The sequence below is a fragment of the Streptomyces sp. NPDC059373 genome, from assembly GCF_042751495.1.
In the GTDB taxonomy this organism is placed as follows: domain Bacteria; phylum Actinomycetota; class Actinomycetes; order Streptomycetales; family Streptomycetaceae; genus Actinacidiphila.
The window spans coordinates 119,701-141,126 of record NZ_JBHYXC010000011.1; the positions used below are offsets into that span (position 1 = coordinate 119,701).

The 21,426-nt window shown below is 71.8% G+C and carries 17 protein-coding genes; 8 read left to right on the top strand and 9 right to left on the bottom strand.

What is annotated here, in order from left to right; genetic code table 11:
- Window positions 1-317: 317 nt before the first annotated feature.
- The 3 genes from ACFXJ5_RS17900 to ACFXJ5_RS17910 are packed head-to-tail and all read left to right on the top strand — an operon-like array spanning window position 318 to window position 2,784.
- Entirely contained in the window at window positions 318-980 is a 663-nt protein-coding gene (locus ACFXJ5_RS17900) for a cytochrome P450 (RefSeq protein ID WP_384631407.1), read from the top strand.
- Between the two features lie 26 nt (window positions 981-1,006).
- Window positions 1,007-1,996 carry an ATP-binding cassette domain-containing protein gene (locus tag ACFXJ5_RS17905; protein ID WP_384631409.1) on the top strand — a complete coding sequence of 330 codons (990 nt, stop codon included), beginning with the start codon at window positions 1,007-1,009 and terminating at the stop codon, window positions 1,994-1,996.
- Window positions 1,993-2,784, top strand: coding sequence for an ABC transporter permease (locus tag ACFXJ5_RS17910; protein ID WP_384631411.1), 792 nt, complete (start codon window positions 1,993-1,995; stop codon window positions 2,782-2,784). Before ACFXJ5_RS17905 ends, ACFXJ5_RS17910 begins: the two co-directional genes overlap by 4 nt.
- On the opposite strand, the gene ACFXJ5_RS17915 is transcribed toward ACFXJ5_RS17910, so the two are convergent.
- Together ACFXJ5_RS17915 and ACFXJ5_RS17920 are read right to left on the bottom strand one after the other, a co-directional pair.
- Window positions 2,765-5,902 (bottom strand): ATP-binding protein, encoded by a 3,138-nt coding sequence (locus tag ACFXJ5_RS17915; RefSeq protein ID WP_384631413.1) that lies wholly within the window; start codon window positions 5,900-5,902, stop codon window positions 2,765-2,767. The two genes, ACFXJ5_RS17910 and ACFXJ5_RS17915, sit on opposite strands and share 20 nt — an antisense overlap.
- A gap of 141 nt (window positions 5,903-6,043) precedes the next feature.
- The gene (locus ACFXJ5_RS17920; RefSeq protein ID WP_384631415.1) at window positions 6,044-8,092 is read right to left on the bottom strand and encodes a prolyl oligopeptidase family serine peptidase; all 2,049 of its coding nucleotides are present in this window, start codon (window positions 8,090-8,092) and stop codon (window positions 6,044-6,046) included.
- Window positions 8,093-8,277: 185 nt separating this feature from the next.
- Here ACFXJ5_RS17920 and ACFXJ5_RS17925 point away from each other — a divergent pair, with 185 nt between their 5' ends.
- Complete coding sequence (locus tag ACFXJ5_RS17925) at window positions 8,278-9,030, top strand: class I SAM-dependent methyltransferase (protein ID WP_384631417.1); 753 nt, start codon at window positions 8,278-8,280, stop codon at window positions 9,028-9,030.
- On the opposite strand, the gene thrS is transcribed toward ACFXJ5_RS17925, so the two are convergent.
- The gene (gene thrS / locus ACFXJ5_RS17930; RefSeq protein ID WP_384631419.1) at window positions 8,981-10,255 is read right to left on the bottom strand and encodes a threonine--tRNA ligase; all 1,275 of its coding nucleotides are present in this window, start codon (window positions 10,253-10,255) and stop codon (window positions 8,981-8,983) included. The two genes, ACFXJ5_RS17925 and thrS, sit on opposite strands and share 50 nt — an antisense overlap.
- 151 nt (window positions 10,256-10,406) lie before the next feature.
- On the opposite strand from thrS, the gene ACFXJ5_RS17935 reads away from it, so the two are divergent.
- On the top strand, window positions 10,407-10,781 hold the full coding sequence (locus ACFXJ5_RS17935) for a VOC family protein (protein ID WP_384631420.1): 375 nt from the start codon (window positions 10,407-10,409) through the stop codon (window positions 10,779-10,781).
- Here ACFXJ5_RS17935 and ACFXJ5_RS17940 read toward each other — a convergent pair.
- Entirely contained in the window at window positions 10,756-11,184 is a 429-nt protein-coding gene (locus ACFXJ5_RS17940) for a GNAT family N-acetyltransferase (protein ID WP_384631422.1), read from the bottom strand. The genes ACFXJ5_RS17935 and ACFXJ5_RS17940 overlap by 26 nt on opposite strands.
- A 117-nt stretch (window positions 11,185-11,301) precedes the next feature.
- On the opposite strand from ACFXJ5_RS17940, the gene ACFXJ5_RS17945 reads away from it, so the two are divergent.
- Window positions 11,302-12,996: a glycosyltransferase family 39 protein gene (locus ACFXJ5_RS17945; protein ID WP_384631424.1), complete on the top strand. Its 1,695-nt coding sequence runs from the start codon at window positions 11,302-11,304 to the stop codon at window positions 12,994-12,996.
- A gap of 102 nt (window positions 12,997-13,098) precedes the next feature.
- Window positions 13,099-14,952, top strand: coding sequence for a sulfatase (locus ACFXJ5_RS17950; RefSeq protein ID WP_384631425.1), 1,854 nt, complete (start codon window positions 13,099-13,101; stop codon window positions 14,950-14,952).
- Window positions 14,953-14,988: 36 nt separating this feature from the next.
- On the opposite strand, the gene ACFXJ5_RS17955 is transcribed toward ACFXJ5_RS17950, so the two are convergent.
- Window positions 14,989-15,936 carry an NADP-dependent oxidoreductase gene (locus ACFXJ5_RS17955; RefSeq protein ID WP_384631427.1) on the bottom strand — a complete coding sequence of 316 codons (948 nt, stop codon included), beginning with the start codon at window positions 15,934-15,936 and terminating at the stop codon, window positions 14,989-14,991.
- A 163-nt stretch (window positions 15,937-16,099) separates the two neighbouring features.
- Window positions 16,100-17,221 (bottom strand): glycoside hydrolase family 88 protein, encoded by a 1,122-nt coding sequence (locus ACFXJ5_RS17960; RefSeq protein ID WP_384631429.1) that lies wholly within the window; start codon window positions 17,219-17,221, stop codon window positions 16,100-16,102.
- Between the two features lie 323 nt (window positions 17,222-17,544).
- Between ACFXJ5_RS17960 and ACFXJ5_RS17965 the strand changes: the two genes are divergently transcribed.
- Window positions 17,545-18,558, top strand: a complete 1,014-nt coding sequence (locus ACFXJ5_RS17965; protein ID WP_384631430.1) for an SCO2522 family protein — start codon at window positions 17,545-17,547, stop codon at window positions 18,556-18,558.
- Here ACFXJ5_RS17965 and ACFXJ5_RS17970 read toward each other — a convergent pair.
- From ACFXJ5_RS17970 to ACFXJ5_RS17980, 3 genes are read right to left on the bottom strand one after another with little or no spacing between them, the layout of a single operon-like run.
- Window positions 18,543-19,505 carry an SCO2521 family protein gene (locus ACFXJ5_RS17970; RefSeq protein WP_384631432.1) on the bottom strand — a complete coding sequence of 321 codons (963 nt, stop codon included), beginning with the start codon at window positions 19,503-19,505 and terminating at the stop codon, window positions 18,543-18,545. The genes ACFXJ5_RS17965 and ACFXJ5_RS17970 overlap by 16 nt on opposite strands.
- Window positions 19,502-20,524 carry an SCO2522 family protein gene (locus ACFXJ5_RS17975; RefSeq protein WP_384631433.1) on the bottom strand — a complete coding sequence of 341 codons (1,023 nt, stop codon included), beginning with the start codon at window positions 20,522-20,524 and terminating at the stop codon, window positions 19,502-19,504. Before ACFXJ5_RS17975 ends, ACFXJ5_RS17970 begins: the two co-directional genes overlap by 4 nt.
- Entirely contained in the window at window positions 20,521-21,426 is a 906-nt protein-coding gene (locus tag ACFXJ5_RS17980) for an SCO2523 family variant P-loop protein (RefSeq protein ID WP_384631435.1), read from the bottom strand. The genes ACFXJ5_RS17975 and ACFXJ5_RS17980 overlap by 4 nt, the downstream gene beginning before the upstream one ends.

A 21,426-nucleotide genomic window follows, 5' to 3' on the forward strand; every position in this document is an offset into this window, starting at 1 on the left:
TTCGGCCGGTACGCCGACGTCCGAGCCGCCCTCGCCGACCCGCATCTCGTACCGCCGCCCGCCGAGTCCGGTCCTCCCGGTGGCATGGCCTGGCTGCGCGCAACGGTGGCCCGGTTCAGCGCGGGCGAGACCCACGCCCGCCGCCGGGCGCTGGTGGAGTCCGACCTCGCCCGCCTGGACCCGGCGGCGCTGCGCGAGGCCGTGGAGTCCGGCCCCGACGGCGACGCCCGCCTGCTGGTGGTCCGTACCCTCGCCGAGGGACTGGGCGCCTCCCGGAGCCTGACGCCATCGCGAAGGCGATCACCGTCATCGCGGGGGTGTACTTCGGCGGGGACGACCAGGACGCCGACGCGGCCGTGGCCTGGCTGCTGCCCCGGATGCTGCAGCCCCGGATGCTGCAGCCCGAGCCGTCGGACGCCCAACTCGAGCTCGCCGCCAACCGGATCGGGCTCCTGTTGCAGGCATGCGACGCCACCGCCGGCCTGGTCGACCGCACCCGGCGCGCGGCCGACGGCCGCCCAGCCACGCTTCCCACCGAGGCGCTGCTGGCCGAGACCCTGCGACACGGCCCCCCGGTACCGGCGTTGCGCCGGGTCGCCGTCCGTGACACCCGCCTGGCCGGGACCGAGATCGCCGAGGGCGACGTGGTGGTCCTGGACGTCGCCGTGGCCAACCGGGACCCGGAAGTCTTCGCGGACGCCGGGACCTTCGACCCCGAACGGTCCGGCCCACCTCCTCTGACCTTCGGCAGCCGGCCCCGCCTCTGCCCGGGAAGGGAGCACGCCCTCGCCCTCGCGGCCGGCATCCTGGACCGGGCTGCGACGAACCGGACCCCCGCCCCCGCCGAGGCCGTTCTCGGTCGAAGGCGCCGGCGGGGCGCGGCGACAGCCGCGCTGAGGCCGCAACGGCAGGGAGGCAATGAGGCATTGCCCTCCGCCGCCCGGTTTCAGGGCGCTGAAACCATCGTGAAACCGCGCTGAATGCGCCCTGCCGCAACCTCCTCGGCATGACGACAACGACATCGCACTCACCCGCCATCGCGGCCACGGGGCTGCGCAAGGCATACGGGGACAAGACGGTCCTCGACGGCATCGACCTGACGGTGCCGGCCGGCACGGTCTTCTCCCTGCTCGGCCCGAACGGCGCCGGCAAGACCACCGCCGTCAAGATCCTCTCCACCCTCATCACCGCCGACGCCGGCGACCTGCACGTCGGCGGCCACGACCTGGCCGCCGACCCGCAGGCCGTGCGGGCCGCGATCGGCGTCACCGGTCAGTTCTCCGCCGTCGACGGCCTGATCACCGGCGAGGAGAACATGCTCCTCATGGCGGACCTGCACCACCTCTCCCGCAGCGAGGGCCGCCGTACCGCCGCCGAACTCCTTGAGCGCTTCGACCTGGTGGAGGCCGCGAAGAAGCCCGTCTCCACCTACTCCGGCGGCATGAAGCGCCGCCTCGACATCGCCATGACGCTGGTCGGCAATCCGCGGATCATCTTCCTCGACGAGCCGACCACCGGCCTCGACCCGCGCAGCCGCCACAACATGTGGGGGATCATCCGCGAGCTGGTCTCCGACGGCGTCACCGTCTTCCTCACCACCCAGTATCTGGACGAGGCCGACGAACTCGCCGACCGCATCGCGGTACTGAACGACGGCAAGATCGCCGCCGAGGGGAGCGCCAACGAGCTGAAGCGACTCATCCCGGGCGGGCACGTACGGCTGCGGTTCTCCGACCCGTCCGCGTACCAGTCCGCCGCCGTAGCCCTGCGCGAGGTCACCCGGGACGACGAGGCGCTGGCGCTGCAGATCCCCAGCGACGGCAGCCAGCGCGAGCTGCGCGCCATCCTCGACTGGCTGGACTCGGCCGGCATCGAGGCGGACGAGCTGACCGTGCACACCCCCGACCTCGACGACGTGTTCTTCGCCCTGACCGGCGGCACCAACGTCCCCAGCCAGCCCAACCAGCCCAACCAGCCCAAGGAGACCGTCCGATGAGTGCCCTCTCCCTCGCCGTCCGCGACTCGAACACGATGCTGCGCCGCAACCTGCTGCACGTACGGCGCTACCCGTCCATGACCCTGAACCTGCTGCTCACGCCGATCATGCTGCTGCTGCTCTTCGTCTACATCTTCGGAGACGCGATGAGCGCGGGCATCGGTGGAGGCGGCGCGGACCGCTCCGACTACATCGCCTACATCGTCCCGGGCCTCCTGGTGATGACCATCGGCAGCACCGTGATCGGGGCCGCGGTGTCCGTCTCCATGGACATGACCGAGGGCCTCATCGCCCGCTTCCGTACGATGGCGGTCTACCGCGGGTCGGTGCTCATCGGGCACGTCGTCGGCAGTGTGCTGCAGGTGCTCGCCAGCCTGGTCCTCGTCGGTGCCGTCGCCGTGGCCATCGGCTTCCGGTCCACCGACGCCACGGCCCTGGAGTGGCTGGCGGCGTTCGGACTGCTCGCGCTGTTCGCCCTGGCACTCACCTGGATCGCGGTCGGGATGGGCATGGCCAGCCCGAACCCCGAGGCTGCGAGCAACATGGCAACGCCGCTGATCCTCCTCCCGCTCATCTCGAGCGCCTTCACCCCGGCCGACACGATGCCGGGCTGGTTCCAGCCGATCGCCGAGTACCAGCCGTTCACGCCGGCCATCGAGACCCTGCGCGGCCTGCTGCTCGGCACCGAGATCGGCAACAACGGGTGGATCGCGATCGCCTGGTGCGTCGGCCTGGCCGCGCTCGGCTACCGCTGGTCGATGGCGTCGTTCAACCGCGACCCGAAGTAACCGCCATGACAGCGCGGGCTGCCTCCCGCAACTCGTCCCGCTCCAGGGCGGCGTACTCCGACACCGCGTCGGCGTACGCCGCCCTGTCGGCGTCCTGGGCCGCCTTCCGGGCGCGGTCCGCCGACATCGTCGGCTGGAAGTCGCGCAGCACCCGCAGCCGTTCGGCCAGCGCGATCATCCGTACGGCACCGGCGTCGCCGGACGCGAGCCCCGCCATACCAAGGGCGTGCAGCCCCGTCCCGAACACAGGGAGCTCCATGGGCGAGCGGGACGGACCGGAGAGCAGGGTCCGCAGCCGCTGCCGCAGCCGATCGACCACCTCCACGACGAGCCCGAGTCGGCCGGCGTGCGCGTGCGCCGTCACCGCCGCCGACTGGATCTGCAGCAGCCACCGGTCGAAGAAGGGGTCGTCGCTGTGCATCGAGCCGGCCTCGGGCATCCGCTCCACGTTGCGGCGCCACAGGCCGAGCCCGACCTCCGTCAGTCCGCGGGCGAGCGCGATCTCGGCGCGGCCGCCGAAGTCGGGGCTGTAGAAGTCGTCCTTCTGCGGGGTGTTGTCGCCCTCCGCCTGCCGCAGCCAGTACTCGGCCTCGTCGGGGTCGCCACGATGCAGGCAGGCGAGGACAAGGCCCCAGCGGACGCCGATGGAGTCCTGCTCGTCGCCGAGCCGCGGCAGCGCCTCGAGCGCCGCCTTGAGGTGCCCGTAGGCGGCCTCGCCCTGCTCCATCTGCAAGCACAGCTCGCTCAGCCGGGCGTGGCCCATGACCTGAAGGAACGGGTTGTCCACCGGCGCCAGGGCGGCGATGATCCGGCGAGCCGAGGCGAGCGCGCGGTCGATGTCGTGCTCGTACTCCCAGACGTAGGTGGCGACGCACTCGGCGATGCCTGCGAGCAGCGGCTGCCGACTGTCGCAGAGCCCCCGCAGCACGTCGTAGTCGGGAGGCAGCATCTCAGGGACTGCGCTCAGCACTACCGCGAAGGCCCGCAGCAACGTGTCCGGCGGGGCCGGGGGCAGCCGCCGGAGGGTGACAAGCTGGCGTACGGCGACCGGGCCATAGCCCATGAACAAGCTCGCCGTGCACAACACCGCGGCGGCGCGGGCGACTTCGACGTATTCGGGCTCGGGGTAGTAGTGCGACAACGGCGGGCCGGTGTCCGCGGCGAGGGCGGCGAGGCGGGGGTAGCTGGAGCCGGTGGACCACAGGGCGGTGAGGACGGCGGTGAGGGCGGCGGTGGTGGGGCCGTCCGTACGGGCCAGGGCGTGCCGCAGGGCCAGCACGAGGTTGTCCTGCTCGGCCCTTATGCGCTCCCAGGCGTCCCGTGGTGCCGAGCCGAAGAACCAGTCGTGGTACGCGACCCCGAAGTCCCGTGCCCAGGCGAGGAACCGGCCGACGGCCTCCTCGTCCTCGCCCGCCTCCGCGCGCCGGGCCGCGCTGAACTCCCGTACGGTCTCCAGCATCCGGAACCGCACACCGGCCGGGGTTTCGGCAACGGTGATCAGCGACTGACCGGCCAGCTGCTCCAGCAGGAACAGCGCATCCTCGCCCAGCACCTGCTCCGCCGCATCGCCGGAGAAGCCACCGGGGAAGACGGACAGCATGCGCAGCGCGGCCCTGGCTTCCTCGTCGAGCAGGTTCCAGCTCCAGTCCACGACCGCGTGCAGCGTGCGGTGGCGCTCAGGAACGTCCCGCGCCCCGCCGCGCAGCAGTGCGAACCGGTCGCCGAGGCGGCGGGCGATCTCCGGCACCGACAGCACCCGCACCCGCGCCGCGGCCAACTCCACAGCGAGTGGCAGCCCGTCTAGGTGGCGGCACAGCTCGGCCACCGCGTCCGGCGGCAGCTCCACGCCGGGCCGGGCGGCCCGGGCCCGCTGCGTGAACAGCTCGACCGAGGTGTCGAGACCGAGCTCCGGCAGCGCGTACACCGCCTCCGAGGTGAGGCCCAGCGGGGACCGGCTGGTGGCGAGCACCCGCAGGTCCTTCGAGGACGAGACCAGAGCCTGCACGAGGTCGGCGGCGCCCCGGATGACCTGCTCGCAGTTGTCGAGGACCAGCAGCGCCGCCCCGGAGCCGAGCACGCCGAGGATGCCGGACACCGGGTCGGCCGAGGCGTGGCCGCTCACGGCGCCGGGCCGCCCCTCGCCCGCGCCGAGCACGGACGCCACCTCCGCGGCCACGTCCTCGTCCGCGGTGACGCCGGCGAGCGGCACGAAATACACCACACGCTGCTCGGCCCGGCGGCTGACGGCGTGCGCGAGCCGGGTCTTGCCGAGGCCGCCGGGGCCGACGACGGTGACGGCACGGGAGGCGCGCAGCAGCCGCTCCACCGCCGCGATGTCCTCGTCCCGGCCGAGGAGCGGGTTCGGCTCGTGCGGCACGCCGTGCCTGACCACAGGTGCCTCGCCGCGCAGCAGCTCCTGCTGTACGGCCTTGAGCCCGGCGCCCGGATCGGTGCCGAGCTCGTCGCGCAGCTCACGGCGGTACGCCTCGTACCGCATCAGCGCGGCGGACGGGCCCGCCGTCGCCGCCTCGCCGCGCAGCAGCTCGGCGAGCAATTCCTCGTCGCGCGGATGCTCCGAGACGGCCACGGCCAGCGGCCCGGCCGCCTCCGCGTGCCGCCCCAGCCGGGCGAGCGCGAGCGCCTGCGCGCGTACGAGCGTGTCGCGGACAGGGGCGCGCTCGGTGCGCAACGCGGCTACGGGGTCGTCGGTGTCGCCGGCCCCGTCAGGGGTGCCCTTCCACAGCGCGAGCCCGGCCTCGGCCGCAGCCAGCGATCCCGCGTGGTCCCCGGCCCTGGCCCGGTCCGCGCCGGCGGCGGCGTGCAGCAGCAGGGCGGAGCTGTCGACCTGGTCCTCGGCGAGGGTGAGCCGGTATCCGGTCGGCGTGATGGCGATGACGTCGGCGCCCAGCTGCGCCCGCGCCCTGGACACGAGGACCTGCAGCGCCTTTCCCGGCTGCCCCGGCAACTCGTCCGGCCACAGCCCTGCCACCAGCCGCTCGATGCTGCAGCCCGTGCGCAAGTCGCCCGCGAGCAGCGCGAGGAGACCGCGAAGCCGGGGCGCGGTGACCTCCTGTCCGCGATAGGCGACACGCGGCAGCAGAGTCAGGTCGGTAGTCACCCGTGCAGATTAGCCAAGGCCCGGCCGCCGGAACCCCCACCGCGGGCCGAACTCCCGCTGCCCGGGCGGCTGCCGCCGCCGCGCCGATCGTTCCTGGACCCGGCTGCCGGCCACCGGCGGCAAAGGATCGTGGCGACGAGGTCAGCCGGCTGCTGGTCGACCGGCTGCGCTCCCTGCACCCAGCGAGCGCCTGAGGAAGTCCAGCTGAACCCGCAGCTGGGTGTCCGCCACCCCTGGCCGGGCGATGAGGTGGCCCACGCCGGGCAGCAGCAGCACGCTGTGCGGCCGGCCCGCGGCGAGCAGCGCCGCCGAGAGGCGCAGCGTGTGGGCGGGGGCCACATTCTCGTCGAGGAGTCCGTGGATGAGCAGCAGCGGGCGGGTCAGCTGCTGGGCGACCGGGAGCAGGGAGCTGCGCTCGTAGTTGTCGGGGTGGAGGTCCGGGTGCCCGAGGAAGCGCTCCTCCCAATACGAGTTGTACAGCCGCCGGTCGGTGGGCGGCGCGCCCGCGACGGCCGCGTGGAACACGTCGGGGCGGTGCAGGACGGCGCCCGCCGCCAGGTAGCCGCTGAACGACCAGCCCCGGATGCCCACCCGGTCCAGGTCCAGCGCGTCGTACCGTTCGGCCGCGGCGTGCAGCGCGTCGACCTGGTCGGCCAGGACGGGGGCGAGCCGGTCGCCGCGGATGCCCCGCTGCCACCGCACCCCGCGCCCGGGCGTCCCGCGGCCGTCCGTGGCCAGCACGGCGAAGCCCTGCTCGGCGTACCACTGGCACACCGCGGCGTCCCAGCGGTGCCCCTTGGTCACCACCTGCATGCCGGGCCCGGCGTACGGATTGAGCAGCACCGGCAGCTTTCCCGAGCCCGGCTCGTACCAGGAGGGCAGGTGCAGTCGGCTGCGCAACTGACGCTCCCCGAGCACCAGGTGCACCTCCCGGGACGGGACCGACGGCTGCTCCGCCAGGACCGCGATCCGGCCCGCCGGTTTCCCGCCCCGGAACACCGTCACGGTGTGCCCCTCCGGTGTGCTGCTGTCCAGGACGAGCGTGTCTCCTCCGGCGGCGGCCGTGTGCACTCCCGGTTCCCGCGTCAGCTGTTCGAAGCCGCGCCCCGGTTCGTACGACCAGACGTGCACCTCCGTCGGCTCCTCGCTCGCGGTGAACAGCACCCGCTCCCCCACCGCCCCCAGTACCTCGCGCACGTGCCACTCGGGCGGCGGGAATGCGCTGCCGATCCGGATCGTGCGCACGTCGCCGCGCACGTGCGGGAGCACCGGCACCCCGGAGGCGGTGTGCAGCGGGGCGCCGGGCGGGAACTCCACCCAGGCGTCGTCGCTCTGCCGGGACACCGGTTCGACGCCGCCGGTCGCCGGGTCGACCCGCACGACCCACATCGTGCGCTGGTCCCGGGTCTGGATGCCCACCACCGGGCCGACGCTCTGCCAGCCGGCCCTGACGACGTACTCGAAGGCGCGACCCCACGCGCCGGGTGCGTCTGGTGCCTGTCGCGGCAGCCTTACGGGCGTCCGAGCGCCGGCGGTCGTGACCAGGTGCAGCGTGGTGTGTGCGTTGGCGGTGCCGGCCGCCGGATAGCGAATCGACCGGGGCGGTTGAGTGGGGTCCGACGGGTCGCCGATGTAACGGCGTTCCACCATCGAGGTGTCGACCCTGGTCATCAGCAGCGCATCGCTGTCCGGCGACCACCAGTAGCCCCGCGACCTGCCGACGTATGTGGCCGCGTTGTCATCGAGGCCGTAACCGACCTCGTCGGCCTCGGGCTCGGCCAGCGCCACGTCCTGCGTCCCGTCGGTGCGTACGACGTGCAGGGCGCCCCCGGTGACGTAGGCGATCAGGCTCCCGTCCGGAGAGGGGCGCGGATCGTCCACCGGCCCGGCGCTCGGGACGCGGCGCGGCTCACCACCGTCCGTGCGTACGGTCCACAGCACGCCGTCCGCGGCGTAGGCCACGACCCGGGCCTCCCGGTCGGCCGCGTAGGCGACCAGCCCGGGCGGATCGGCGAGGATCCGCTCCTCTCCCTTCTCGTACATCCACAGCAGGTTCCGCGGATCGGTCCCGGACACGGACCGCAGAAACAGCACCCGCTCGCCGTCCGGTGAGACGGTGAAGTCGCGCGGGATGCCGAGCGAGAAGCGTCGGGTTCGGGCGAACTGAAGGGGAAATCCATCGGTGTCCATGCTCTTCGGTCTCCGGATCTTTTCGGCTTGGTCCGAACAACAAAAAGGCTCCAGGTCGTTGACCTGGAGCCTGATGATGGAACCGCGTACGGATGCCGAATGCCGAACTCACGCTCTGCGTAAGGGATTGCGTCACTTTACCATCAGCCGCGCCCGCGAGGCGAACGAGTAGCGTGACGGTTTTGATGACCGAGACCTGGGACACGATCGCTGATTGGTATGCGGAACGGGTGCGGACCGGCTCCGCGATGCACGAATTCGCCCGCGATGTTCTGCTCGACAAGCTTCCGGCCGACCTGAGCGGTCAGCGCATCCTGGATCTGGGGTGCGGGGAGGGCCTCATCACACGGGCCCTGGCCGCCCGCGGAGGGGCCGTCGTCGGCATCGACCCGTCGCCTCGCATGATCGGCCACGCCCGGGCCGCCGAGGAGTCCGGTCCTGGCGGCGCCCTCTATGCCGTGGACGACGGGTGCTCCCTGGCCACGGTCGCGACCGGCAGTGTGGAGTGGGTGACCGCTGGGCTGTCCTTGAACAACGTGCCCGACCTGGCGGCTGCGGTCACTGCCGTGCGGAGGGTCCTGGCGCCCGACGGGCATCTGGTCTTCACCGTTCCGCACCCGTGCTTCGAGGCGCCGCAGGCACAGTGGGGCGACCGCGGAGGCGGGACGCCGGGGCGCATCGTCGGCAACTACCTCGCCGAGGGATTCTGGCGGTCGGCCAACCCGGAAGGGGCCCGTCGGGCCGGGAACCAGCACCGGACGCTCTCCACTTACATGACGGTGCTGGTCGAGCAGGGGTTCACGATCGAGGGTGTGGCAGAGCCGGCCCCGGACGCTCGGGTGGTTGCCGAGCAGCCGTTGCGGGCCGGGCTGCCGCCGTTCCTGGTCGTCAGTGCTCGGCCGGGTGGTCCCAGAGGGCGGTGCTGTGGGTGTCGATGAGGGCGCGGATGCGGGTGAGGGCGTCGGGGGCGGGTTGTGGGTCGAGGCGGCGGCCGTCGCGGAGGCGGAGGGCGATGTGGTCGGAGGCGGCTTCCTTGGGGCCGATGACGGCTTGGTAGGGGACGAGGCGGGCGTCGCGGATGCGGGCGCCGAGGGTGCCGCGGTCGGGGGCGGAGGTGTCGGCGCGGAGGCCGAGGGTGGCGCAGTGGCGGGCGAGGGCCGCGGCGTTGGGGAGCTCGGCGTCGGAGATCGGGAGGATCATGAGTTGGGTGGGGGCGAGCCAGGCGGGGAAGGCGCCGGCGTGGTGTTCGATGAGGTGGGCGACGGCTCGTTCCACGCTGCCGATGATGCTGCGGTGGACCATGACGGGGCGGTGTTTCGCGCCGTCCGCGCCGATGTAGTGCAGGTCGAACTGCTCGGGCTGGTGGAAGTCGACCTGGACGGTGGACAGGGTGGACTCCCGGCCGGCGCCGTCGGTGACCTGGACGTCGATCTTGGGGCCGTAGAAGGCGGCCTCGCCCTCGGCGGCCTCGTAGGGCAGGCCGGAGCGGTCGAGGACGTCGGTCAGCAGGGCGGTGGCTCGCTGCCACAGCTCGGGGGCGGCGACGTATTTCCCGCCGGGGCCGGGGAGGGAGAGGCGGTAGCGGGTCGGGCTGATGCCGAGCGCTTCGTACGCCTGGCGGATCATCTCCAGGGCGGACCGTGCCTCGTCGGCGGCCTGGTCCAGGGTGCAGAAGATGTGCGCGTCGTTGAGCTGGATGGCCCGGACGCGGGTCAGTCCGCCGAGCACGCCCGACAGTTCGGAGCGGTACATGCCGCCCAACTCGGCCATGCGCAGGGGAAGTTCGCGGTAGCTGTGGGAGCGGGAGCGGTAGATCAGGGCGTGGTGGGGGCACAGGCTCGGGCGCAGGACGACCTGCTCGCCGCCGAGATCCATCGGGGGGAACATGTCGTCGCTGTAGTGCGACCAGTGCCCGGAGATCTCGTACAGCTCGCGTTTGCCGAGCACCGGCGAGTACACGTGCCGGTAGCCCGCGCGCCGCTCGGCGGTGCGGATGTACTCCTCCAGGGTGTGCCGTACGGTCGCGCCGTCGGGCAGCCAGTACGGCAGTCCCGCGCCGATCAGGGGGTCGGTGTCGAACAGGCCGAGCTCGCGGCCGAGCTTGCGGTGGTCATGCATGGCGATCTCCTCGCGGCGGATGTCGGGCGAGGCGAGTGACCGCAAGACGAAGCCCCGGGGCACTCGCCCCGGGGCTTCGGACTGAGACAGCTGTCAGCGCGCCGGGACACTCTCCGGCGTCGTCGTCATAGCGGCGCGCTTCATGCCGCCAACGTTACCAGGGCACGGCGACGCCCGCGTCCGCCAGAATCGGCGCATGCTGAGAATCGGGTCTGTGGTGATGGGCGTCTCGGATGTGCCGCGCGCGGCCGCCTTCTGGATGGAGGCTCTGGGATACGTCCCGCGCGAGGAGATGGAGGACGACTGGGCGCTGCTGGTGCCGGCGGACGGGCGGCCCGGCGTGCAGCTGGCGCTCGGCCTCAGCGAGACGCCGCTCCAGGAGCATCCGCGGGTCCATCTGGATCTGTACGCGGGGGACGCGGCCGCCCAGGCCGCCGAGGTCGAGCGGCTGGTGTCGCTGGGCGCCCAGCGCGTCGACTGGGACCTCTATCGGGACGACGCCGACTTCGTCGTGCTCGCCGATCCCGAGGGCAATCGCTTCTGCGTCATCGACACATCAGCCTCAGCGTGAACCAGGGCACGGTGTCGCCGGGCAGCAGGTACTTCTCGACCTCGACGAATCCATGCCTCTGCGCGAACCGCAGTCCGTCCGGGTTGGATGCCAGGACCACCGTCTCGATCACGTCGGCGCCGAGCTTTCGGGCCTGTGCCAGGCCCTGTTCGTAGAGTTCTCCGCCGAATCCCTGCCCGCGGTGGGCGGGCAGCACTCGGGCGTTCACGGTGGCCGTCGACGGGTCGTCGCTCGTGGGGGGGCGTACCGTCATGCAGCCGACGAGGACGTCGTCGAGATACGCGACGTCCAGCCGGTTGCGCTGCGCACGCTCACGCACCTCGTCGAGGGACAGGACGGCGGTGGGGATGATCAGGTTGTGGACGTAACGCCAGTCCTGAAGCATGGCATCGTCGTCGTCCACGCGGGCAATGCGGAGGTTGGACACCGGGACAGGAAATCGCACGCATCAGGTTCGGTCAACTGCGATTACCGCCCAAGCAACCCCCTGATCGGGTGACGGGCTCTATGGTCTGTTGCCATGCAAGGGGCGGCCGTCATCGACAGCGTTTCCGGGGCCGCCGGTAGGTCGCCGGGCCGATTCGCGTGGCTGAGGCGGCACCGGCGGTGGCTGTTCGCGCTCGCGGTGGTCGCGCTGCTCGCCGAGATGGCGGCGGCGATGGTGACGACGGCCGTGGAGCAGACGCCGACCATCGACGAGCCGGTGTACGTGGGCACGGCGGTGGTCTACGTGCAGCAGCACAGCCTTCGCTACAACCCCGAGCATCCGCCGCTGGGCAAGTTGATCATCGCGAGCGGGGTGGCGTTCGCCCACCCGCGCCTGGACCCCGCCTTCGTCGGCGACCAAACGGCGCTCGGGCGGCATCTGTTGTACGAGTCGGGCAATGATCCGGGGCGGCTGATGCTGCTGGCGCGACTGCCGGTGATCGTGCTGACGCTGCTGTTCGGGCTGGTGGTCCTCGCGTTCGCCCGGGACCTCGTCGGCTCCGGGGGCGCCTTGGTGGCGCTCGCCCTGTACACGTTCTCGCCGGACATGATCGCGCACGGGTCGTTGGCCACGCTCGACGTACCGGAGGCAGGCTTCCTGCTGACGTCGGTCTGGCTGCTGTGGCGGGCACGGCTGCGGCCGCTCCGCTACCTCCCGCCCGCCGGGGTGGCGCTCGGTGCGGCCGTGGCCACGAAGATGAGCGCGTTGCCTGCGGTTCCGGTGCTGATGCTGCTGGCCGTCCTGTCGGTCCGGCACGCCCGCCGGAGGCACGGCCTCGGCACCCGGGGGCCGGAGCGCAGAGCGCTACTCGCGCTCGGCGTGGCGGCGGCGGTCGGCGTGGCGCTGGTCGCGGTCGCCGTGGTGTGGGCCGCCTACCTCGCCGTCGATCCCCGGTTGCGGTGGACGGCGCCCGCGAACCTGCCGGCCGTTCACGGGTTGCGCGCGCTTGCCGTCGGTTGGCTGCCGTTCCCGCAGCCGTACCTGGACGGGATGCGCGTCCAGTTCGGCTTCGAGGACGCGACGTGGAGCAGTTTCCTGTTCGGCCGGCACTACTACGGTTCGCTCTGGTACTACCTGCCGGCCGCGCTGCTGGTGAAGACGCCGCTGGGCATGCTCGCGCTGTGGGCGGCCGGGGCCGTCGCGCTCGTGACGCTTCCCCGGCTTCGGCCCGCGGCACCGTACGTGCTCGTCCCCACAGCCGTGCTGCTGGCCTCGGCCATGACCGGGTCCCGCAACCTCGGTGTGCGGTATGCCCTCTTCGTTCCGATGTTCCTGGCGGTCGGGGCGGCCGGTGTGGTCGCGGTCCGATGGCGGTGGGCGCGTGTCGTCACGGCGGCGCTGGTCTTGTTCGTCGCGGTGAGCTCGCTGCGTACGTACCCGTACTACCTGCCGTACTCCAACGAGGCGTTCGGCGGGCCGTCGAAGACCCATCTGCGCCTGCACGACTCGAACGTCGACTGGGGTCAGGACCTGGGGCGGCTGGCGGACCGGCTCCGGCAGCGGTACCAGGGCGAGAGGATCTGGCTGGTCTACAAGGGCAGCGGCGTGCCGTCCTCCTACGGCATCGAGGCGTCCGACCCGCGCACGGTGTCCACGAGCGAGGTCCACGGGGTGCTCGTCGTATCGGATTCCGCGGTCGCCAAGGCCGAGGGGCGGCTGGCAGCGCTGATCGACAGCAGCAAGCCGATCGACGAGGTCGGCCACTCGATCACGATCTATCGCCGGTGATTGAACTGAAGCCACCGGCGAGCCGTACCGGATGGTGGCGGCCCCGACTTCGCGAGCCTGGTCCGCCGCGCCGCACCGGGCTTCGCAGGGAAGGATCTCGCATTGTCGTTCATCACGCGCTCTCGTCGGCTGCCGGATACGGACGAGGCGACCACGGAAGAAGGCCCGACGCCGGACGACACTGCTCCTGACGACCAGGACGGGGTCATCGCACAAGAGCCGGACGAGGCCGTCACCGAAGAGACCGAAGAGGCCGTCACCGAAGAGGCCGTCACCGACAGGGCTGCCGCACAAGGCGGTTGGCGAGGCAGGCACCCGGCCGCGGCGCAGACCATGGCGAGGGTGACCACGGTTCTGGCCGGCGTGCTGGTGCTCGGCGCGATCCTCGTGCCGAACCGGCTCTCCCACATCACGCCCGCCTCGTTCGCGCGCATACCGGTGGAGGGGGTCCTCGGCGCCGCCGTGCTGCTCGTTCTGCCGCCGAAGGTGAGGCGGGTGGCGGCGGTGCTGGGCGGGACGGTCCTCGGCCTGCTGACCATCCTGAAGTTCCTCGACATGGGCTTCTACTCGATTCTCGTCCGGCCCTTCGACCTCGTTCTCGACTGGGTCCTGCTCGCCAACGCCGAGGAGTTCGTCAAGGAGTCGGTCGGCCAGGCCGGCGCGATCGCCGCCGTGGTCGGCGTCGTGATCCTCGCCCTTGCCCTACCCGTCGTCATGACGCTGGCGGTCCTCCGGTTGAGCCGGCTCATGGCCAGGCACGGCACCGCGGCGACCCGTGGCCTCCTGGTGCTCGGGACCACCTGGGTCGCCTGCGCCGCCCTCGGCGCGCAGGTCGCGGGCGTGCCGATCGCGACCAGCGGCTTCACGCAGTTCGTCGACAACCGTGTGAAGCAGGTGAACGCGAGCATCAACGACGAGCGCGTGTTCGCCCAGCAGGCCTCCGTCGACGCCTTCAGCAAGACCCCGCCGAACCAGCTGCTGACCGGGCTGCGCGGCAAGGACGTGATCTTCACCTTCATCGAGAGCTACGGCCGCAACGCGGTCCTGGACGACCCGGTGATGGCGGCGTCGGTCGACAAGGTGCTCGCGAACGGGACGAGCCGGCTGAAGAAGGCCGGGTTCTCCTCCCGCAGCGCCTGGCTCAAGTCGCCGGTCACGGGCGCCGGCAGCTGGCTGGCCCACTCCACCTTCGGGTCGGGCCTGTGGATCGACAACCAGCAGCGCTACCGCAGCCTCACCAACAGCAACCGCATGACCCTCACCAGCGCCTTCCAGCGCACCGGCGCCTGGCGGACGGTCGGCATCGTGCCCGGCGTCCGACGGGCGTGGCCGGAGGGGAAGTTCTTCGGCCTGGACCACATCTACGACTCCACGCACCTCGGATACAAGGGCCCGTACTTCAGCTGGACGCCCGTGCCCGACCAGTTCAGCCTGGCGGCCTTCGAACGCCTGGAGCACGGCAAGAAGAACCACGAGCCGCTGATGGCTCAGATCATCCTGGCCTCCAGCCACAACCCCTGGGCACCCATCGCCAAAACGGTCGGCTGGGACCAGCTGGGTGACGGCACGATCTTCAACGCCATCAAGGCGGCGGGCAAGGACCCCAAGGAGGTGTGGAAGGACCCCAAGAAGGTGCAGAACGAGTACCGGCGGGCCATCGAGTACTCGCTGAACAGCCTCATCGACTACGTGGCGAAGTACGGCGACAAGAACACCGTGCTCGTCTTCCTCGGCGACCACCAGCCCGTCCCGACGGTCGTCGGCGACAACGCCAGCCGGGACGTACCGATCTCGATCGTCGCCCACGACCCGGCCGTGCTGGACCGGATCTCCACCTGGAACTGGCAGGACGGCCTGCAGCCCGACGCCAAGGCCCCCGTCTGGCGGATGGACAGCTTCCGCGACCGCTTCCTGACCGCCTACGGCCCGAAGGGCGGCTCCACCGCGACCCCGTGAACCGGGTGACGTACCGCCGCTCGCGTCAGCAGCGCATCAGCGCATGACGAGGACCAGCTTGCCGGTCGTACGGTGCGAGTCGCCGAGTTCGTGGGCCTTGGCCGCCTCGTCGAGGGTGAAGGTGTCGGCGACCGCGGCGCGCAGTTTGCCCGCGCGGGCCAGGTCCGCGATGGCCTTCATGCCGCCGTGGTCGTGCTCGACGAGCATGCGCTCCACGCGTACGCCGCGCCGCGAGGCCACTTCGGTGAGGTCGGGCTGGCCGAGGGACAGGATGGACACCACTGTGCCGCCCCTGCGCAGAACGCGCAGGGAGCGGCTGCAGTTGTCGCCGCCGAGCGTGTCGAGGACGACGTCGATGTCGCCGACGGCCTCGGCGAAGTCGGTGGCGCGGTAGTCGATGACCTCGTCCACGCCCAGCGCCCGCAGGAAGTCGTGCTTCGGCGCGCTGGCCGTCCCGACGACGTACGCGCCCCGGGCCTTGGCTATCTGCACCGCGAGGTGACCGACCCCGCCGGCGGCGGCGTGGATGAGGACCCGCTGGCCGGGGCGGAGGTCGACGGTCTCGGCCAGGGCCTGCCAGGCGGTCAGGGCGGCCAGCGGCAGGGCCGCGGCCTGTACGTGGTCGAGGGAGGGCGGCTTGAGGGCGAAGGCGCGGGTCGGCCCGGTGACGTACTCGGCGTGGGAGCCGACGCCGTACGGGTAGGGCAGCATGCCGAACACCTCGTCGCCGGGCCGGTAGAGGGTGACGCCCCGCCCGACCGCTTCGACGACGCCGGAAACGTCCCAGCCGAGGGTGTGCGGTGGCTCGCCGAGCAGGCGTAGGGCCCGGTGCTTCCAGTCGGCCGGATTGAGGCCCGCGGCGTGCACCCTGACGAGCAGCTGGCTGAACCCTGGCTCCGGCCGGTCGACCTCGACCACCTTCAGCACCTCGGGGCCCCCGAGGACGTCCTGGCCGACCGCACGCATCGTCAATGATGTGCTCATGAAGGCAAGACTGCCCTCTTACTGTCGCCCGGGAATATCGTCCGCGCGGCATTGTGCGAAAGATCCACGCGGACCGCCGTCCGCACTCTAGAATCCGCTCCCTTGGAGCGGCGCCCCCGCCGGGGGAGGTTCGACGGGGGCACCGCGGTCCTGTGTGGTGGTCCTACGCGCCGGCCAGTGCCGCCACTTCGACACCGGCCAGCAGGAACGCGCCGACGCCGAAGTCGGCGGTGCTGTTGTAGGTCACCGGCTGGCTCGATTCGGGCCGGTCACCGACGTTCTGTACGTAGCCGAGGAACCCGTCCGAGTGGACCGCCTTCGTCACCAGACCGTTCCAGGCGCCAGCGACGACGGGCTGGTACTGCGCGGCCGTGACGAGACCGGTTCGGATGCCGTAGGCCGTGGCGTAGGCGAAGAACGCGGTACCGCTGGTCTCGGGGCCCGGCAGGTGGGCGGCGTCGGCGAGGTTGACGTTCCAGAAGCCGTCCGTGCGCTGGACCTTACGCAGCGCCGTGAGCCCGGCGGTCAGCGTACGGCGGTACTCGGGGGCGTCCCGGTGGGTCGCGGGCAGGGCGCCCAGCACCTTCACGTGGGCCGCCGCCACCCAGCCGTTGCCGCGGGACCACAGCACCGGCAGGCCGTTGGGCGAGGTGATCCCGCCGGGCAGGAACCGCGCGTCGCGGTACCACAGGCCGCTGCCCGTGTCGTACAGGCCCGGGCCGCCCTCCGCGCTCTTGGTGTGGGTGTACAGGCCGTGCAGGGTGTCCGTGAAGGCGGCTTCGCCGCGCAGCACGCCGAGCCGGGCGAACGGCGGCATGGCCATGTGGAGAGCGTCGCACCACGTCCAGTCGTCGTATCCGTCCGGTGCGGCGATCATGCCGCGCAACGACTGCTCGATCGCCGCGATCTTCGCCTGCTCGGGCTCTATCGCATACAGGTCCAGGTAGGTCTGCCCGGCGCAGTGGTTGTCCGCGTGCCGGGTGGTGACGCCGCCGTTCAGCCCGTAGGAATGCTTCTCCGCCCAGCCGCGGGCGTAGGTGAGGTAACGCGGCTCAGCCGTGAGGCGGTGGAGCGCCATGAGACCGCTGAAGAACGTGGCTCGGGCCCACTGGTTGTCACCCGGGTCGGTGTTCGCGCCGATCCAGTGGTCGGCGACCAGACGGAGTACGGACACCACGTCGGCGCGGGTGGGCAGCCGGGCGGCGGCGGCCGCGCTCGCGGGGGACCAGGCGGACAGGGGAGCCGCCAGGGCGGCACTGGCGGCGAGGAACTGACGTCGTCTCATGGGTGACTGCCTTCCGGTTGCGGGTACGTACCGGCTGTTCACATCTATGAATTGCGTTCGTGAACGTGAAGACATGGTTCCAGTCGACCAGTTGGAGTGAAAGAGCCCGGACCCGCCGTTCCCGCCCTGTCCGAAACCCGTCGCCGACGATCCTGAACTCCTCGGCTCAAAACGGGAGTTACCCTTCGTCGCCACGCCGACCCTGTTCCTCAAGGGCTGGAGCCACGGTGGCGCCTTCGCTGCCTTGTCTTAGGCAACCACGCACGCGAGGATCGGGGCATACGCGCGCAACAGGTGCGTGTACCTCGTGAACGGGGCTGCCCGTGACCGACCCCGGAACGACACCCGGAGCCGTGTTCCGGGAGACCACCGCGGAGCCCCGCACCCGGTCCGTGCCGCTCGCCCACCTCTCCCTCGAACTCGGCCATCTGTACATGGAGGACTTCGAAGCCGGACCGGAGCGGCTGCGCGAACACTTCGCACGGGTACGGCCTTGGGCGGACGCGGTACGCGCAGCGGCCGCGACGCGCGGCCGGCAGCCCAGGGTCAGCACCTGCTTCCTCATCGACGACTACTTCGCCCGCCTCTCCTCGCCCGCCGACCTGGTACCGATGCTCCTCGCGGAGGCAGGGCGGGCCGGGTTGACCATCGACTATCTGGCCCGTGAGTCCGGCTGCGCCGTCGCCGACGGTATCGACGTCGCCGCGGCCGTGGAACGCCGTCTGGTCGAATCACCGCCTCCCGGCAGCGACGGCTCCCGGCCGCCGGCCAGGGAGACCGGCTGGCTCGCCAACCGCGAACGCACCCCGGGCACGGCCACGCCGGCGGCCATGGCCACCGTCCCTTCCTGGCAGCCGCCCGAGGAGGATCCCGCGCGCCGCCACCCCGTCTTCCTGGACGTCGAACTCCGCGACGACCAGGACGGCCGCCGGACGTGGTCCTGCGCCTTCCTTGCCGCGGTCTGGCAACTGGCCCGCCTCGGCCTGCTGCGCCACCGCGGTGAGCCCGTACTCCAGCCCCGTCCCCGGCCGGGCGGAGGATTCCCGGCAGACTGGGACGACCTGCCGCCGCTCATCCAGCTCAACGCCTCCGCCGCACCCTTCTCCGCGTACGGCACCTGCTCGGTACTGCCCGTCCGTTTCCTGCCCGTCGAGCACGCCGTCCGGGTCATCCTCGACCACTTCGACGCCGACCCGGGCCCGGCCCGGCAGGTCGCCGACTGCTCCGCCCACGAGGGAATCGCGGTGCCGGACGGGATCCCCGACCGTGCTTCCTACGTTTTCTACGCGGGACCCCTGTGGGAGCGGGCTGATCGGCCGCCTCAGTCATCGGCCTGACCCGGGGGCTCGGCCATCATCTCCAGCGCGCGCAGCGCCATGTGGTCGCGGATGCGGTTGACGCAGGCGTCCCACTGGCGGGTCAGGCCAGGGCAGGACTCGAGGAGGTCCCAGGCGTCCAGGAGCCCGGAGGCGACGGCGGCCCCGGGCATCCACAGATGGACGAGGTGGTCGATGGCCGGACGCAGGCGTCGCAGCGCGGCCCCGCTGCCGCTGCCGGTGCAGGCCCGGTCGGCCACCGAGGCGACCGTGCCGAGCAACCAGTCGTGCAGGGCCAGGTCCTCGCAGAGCGCGGTGAGCTCCTCGGGGTCGGCGTGCAGGTGCGGCGGGACGGACAGACGCAGGGTGCGCAGCTCGTCGTCCACCAGCGTGAAGGCGCCTTCGAAACGGTCTCCTGCGAGGCACGCGGACCAGCGCAGGCGCGAGCGCCGTGCGCGGAAGGCGGGCCTGTGGTCCAGCAACGCGGAGTTCTGGACACGGCCCGTGAGCCACTCGCTGACGGCGCCGGGATCAAGCGCTCCGGGACCGCCGCCCGCCAGGAACCGCGTGGGGAGGTCCCCGTCGCGGCCTCGCCCGCTCACCTCGATGACGCCGGGCCGTTCCAGATAGTGGGCCCAGGCCAGCCGCCGCTCACCGCCCCTGGCGAGTACCGCGCGCGTCGACCCCTGGAGCACCCGGCCGCCCACGACGCAGGCCCTGGCGGCGAGTGTCCCGATACCGCGCGTACGGGCCCCCGATCCGGTGAAGACAGGGCAGTCCACTCCGTGCAGGAGGTCGGCGGACACCGAGCGCTGGACGGGACGCCGATAGGAGCGGACCCGCTGACCCGGGACGATGTCCAGCAGGGCTTCGACCGACGCGGTCCGCATGCTGTGGGAGTTCAGCACCAGACCGGTGCGGACCTCGCCGACCACGATGAGCGAGCCGCCGGGCTCCTGTCCCGTCATGCCGCACCGCCGGCCGGATGTCCGGGGACGGAGGCGTACTCGACACGTTCGGCCAGGCCCACCGGCAGCGTGATGCCCTCGGCGGTGCTGCGTGCGGCCGCCTGCCGCAGTGCCCCGGCATCGGCGGCCGTGTGCCCGAGGATGATCTGCACCGCGTGGGCCGCCGGCAGGTCGCTGCCGCTCAGCACCGAGAACGTGCGGTAGGCGCAGAACGGGGCAGCCCTGGGGTTCAGTTGCACCAGCGGCGGCAGGTCGTCCCAGCCCCGGGGTGGTGTCTCCCAGCTCCACGGACGTGCCCGCAGCACCGCTTCACCCCGGTTCCTCAGCAGTCCGAGCCTGAGCAGTTGCCACACCGCCGAGAGAAACGGGGCCGTCCAGTGCCGTCGCCCATCGGCGTCCTCATGCCACAGCCGGGTGTCGAGGAACACCGAGTGCCGACGCGCCCCGATTTCCAGCGGCGGAGTCCACTCCGGGTCCGGGGACATCGCCTCGGGCGCCCCCGAGTGCGGCGACCGTACGCCGTTGGACAGCCGGTCGGGCTCCGCCGGCGGCGGCTGCGCGCCGGTGCTCCCAACCGCGGGTTCGGGAACCAGCCGTCCCAGCAGCAGCGCGCCGACTCCCACACCCTCCGCTTGGTCGCACCCCGACTCCCGCATCAGGTAGTCGACTTCCAGACCCACTCCGGCGGTGGCGTCCCTGAGCAACTGGACCACCGCGTCGGGTGAGGAGAAACGCGGGAGATGATCGTCGACGAGAACACAGGTGCTCACCCGGAGCCTGCTCCGGCCGGCAGGGGTCATGGCTGCCCGGGCCAGGAGCCCGACCTGAGCGAAGTGATCGCGCAGTCGCTCGGCGCCTGCCTCGAAGTCCTCCCGGTGCAGGTGCCCCAGCTGCACCGAAAGGTGCGCGTACGGGACCGCCTCGGTCCGGATCTCGGCCGCCGACTCGCGGTAGACCCAGTCCGGGTCCTTCTGGGAGCCCGGGCTCGCGTCGCCGCCACCGGCCGCGCCGTCCGTCACAGCGTCTCCCACCGGCGGTCGTCCGTCAGCGCGTCGGCCAGGTCCCGGAACGCCTCCGCGGTACGCCTGTTGGCGACCGGCGGATTCGCCACGTCCGCGTCGGTGATGAGCTGCTCCCGCCACTGCAGCACCGGGTCGAGCGGAACCGTCCCCAGCCTGACGGTCCGCCCGAGTCTGTTCTTGGCGGCCAGCTCGTGCAGATCCTCGTCGCAGACTCTGAGCCACTCGGCGAGTGCGCCTTCGTGCGGACTCCCGATGTCCGGCACGGCGGCGCGCACGTATCGGATGCGGCCGGCCAGCGCCTCCCGGTCGTGGCCCCGGTTCTGCCCCGTACTCAGAATCCCGCGTTCACCGTGCACAAGGCCCGCCGTGGCCACGATGTGCTGGCGGGTCCATCGGTGGAACACGAGCCAGCGCGACACGATGCCCTGCGATTCGAGGCGGACGGCGGCCTGCAGTGCGATGTCGATGGCGTAGGAGCGGCCGGCGCTCAGGTCCACGATCGTCACGTCGAACTCCTCGTGCAGCTGGGTCAGCAGCCGCACGCACCGATCGACGACGTCCTTCCTGACGGCGAACTCGCCACCGCCGCGGTCGCCCGGCACCAGGCAGAGCCGGCCGGCGTTTGCTGGGCCGCCCCGCAGGGCCTCCCGGTCGGTCTGGGACCACACGTCCAGCCGGGTCGGCTCGTCCGAGTCCCCCTGCAGATAGGAGTGGACGCCCTGGTTGTCCACCCCGCGCATGGCCGCGATCACCTCGAAGACCACCGCCGCGGTCGGGGAGCCGAAGTCGAAGTCGACGTACGCGACGTCGTCGTCCGTCAGCGCGCGTCTATAGGCGATGTTGGCGCAGGTCACCGATCGACCGGTGCCGCCCTTGTCGGAGGTCGCGAAGACGATCAC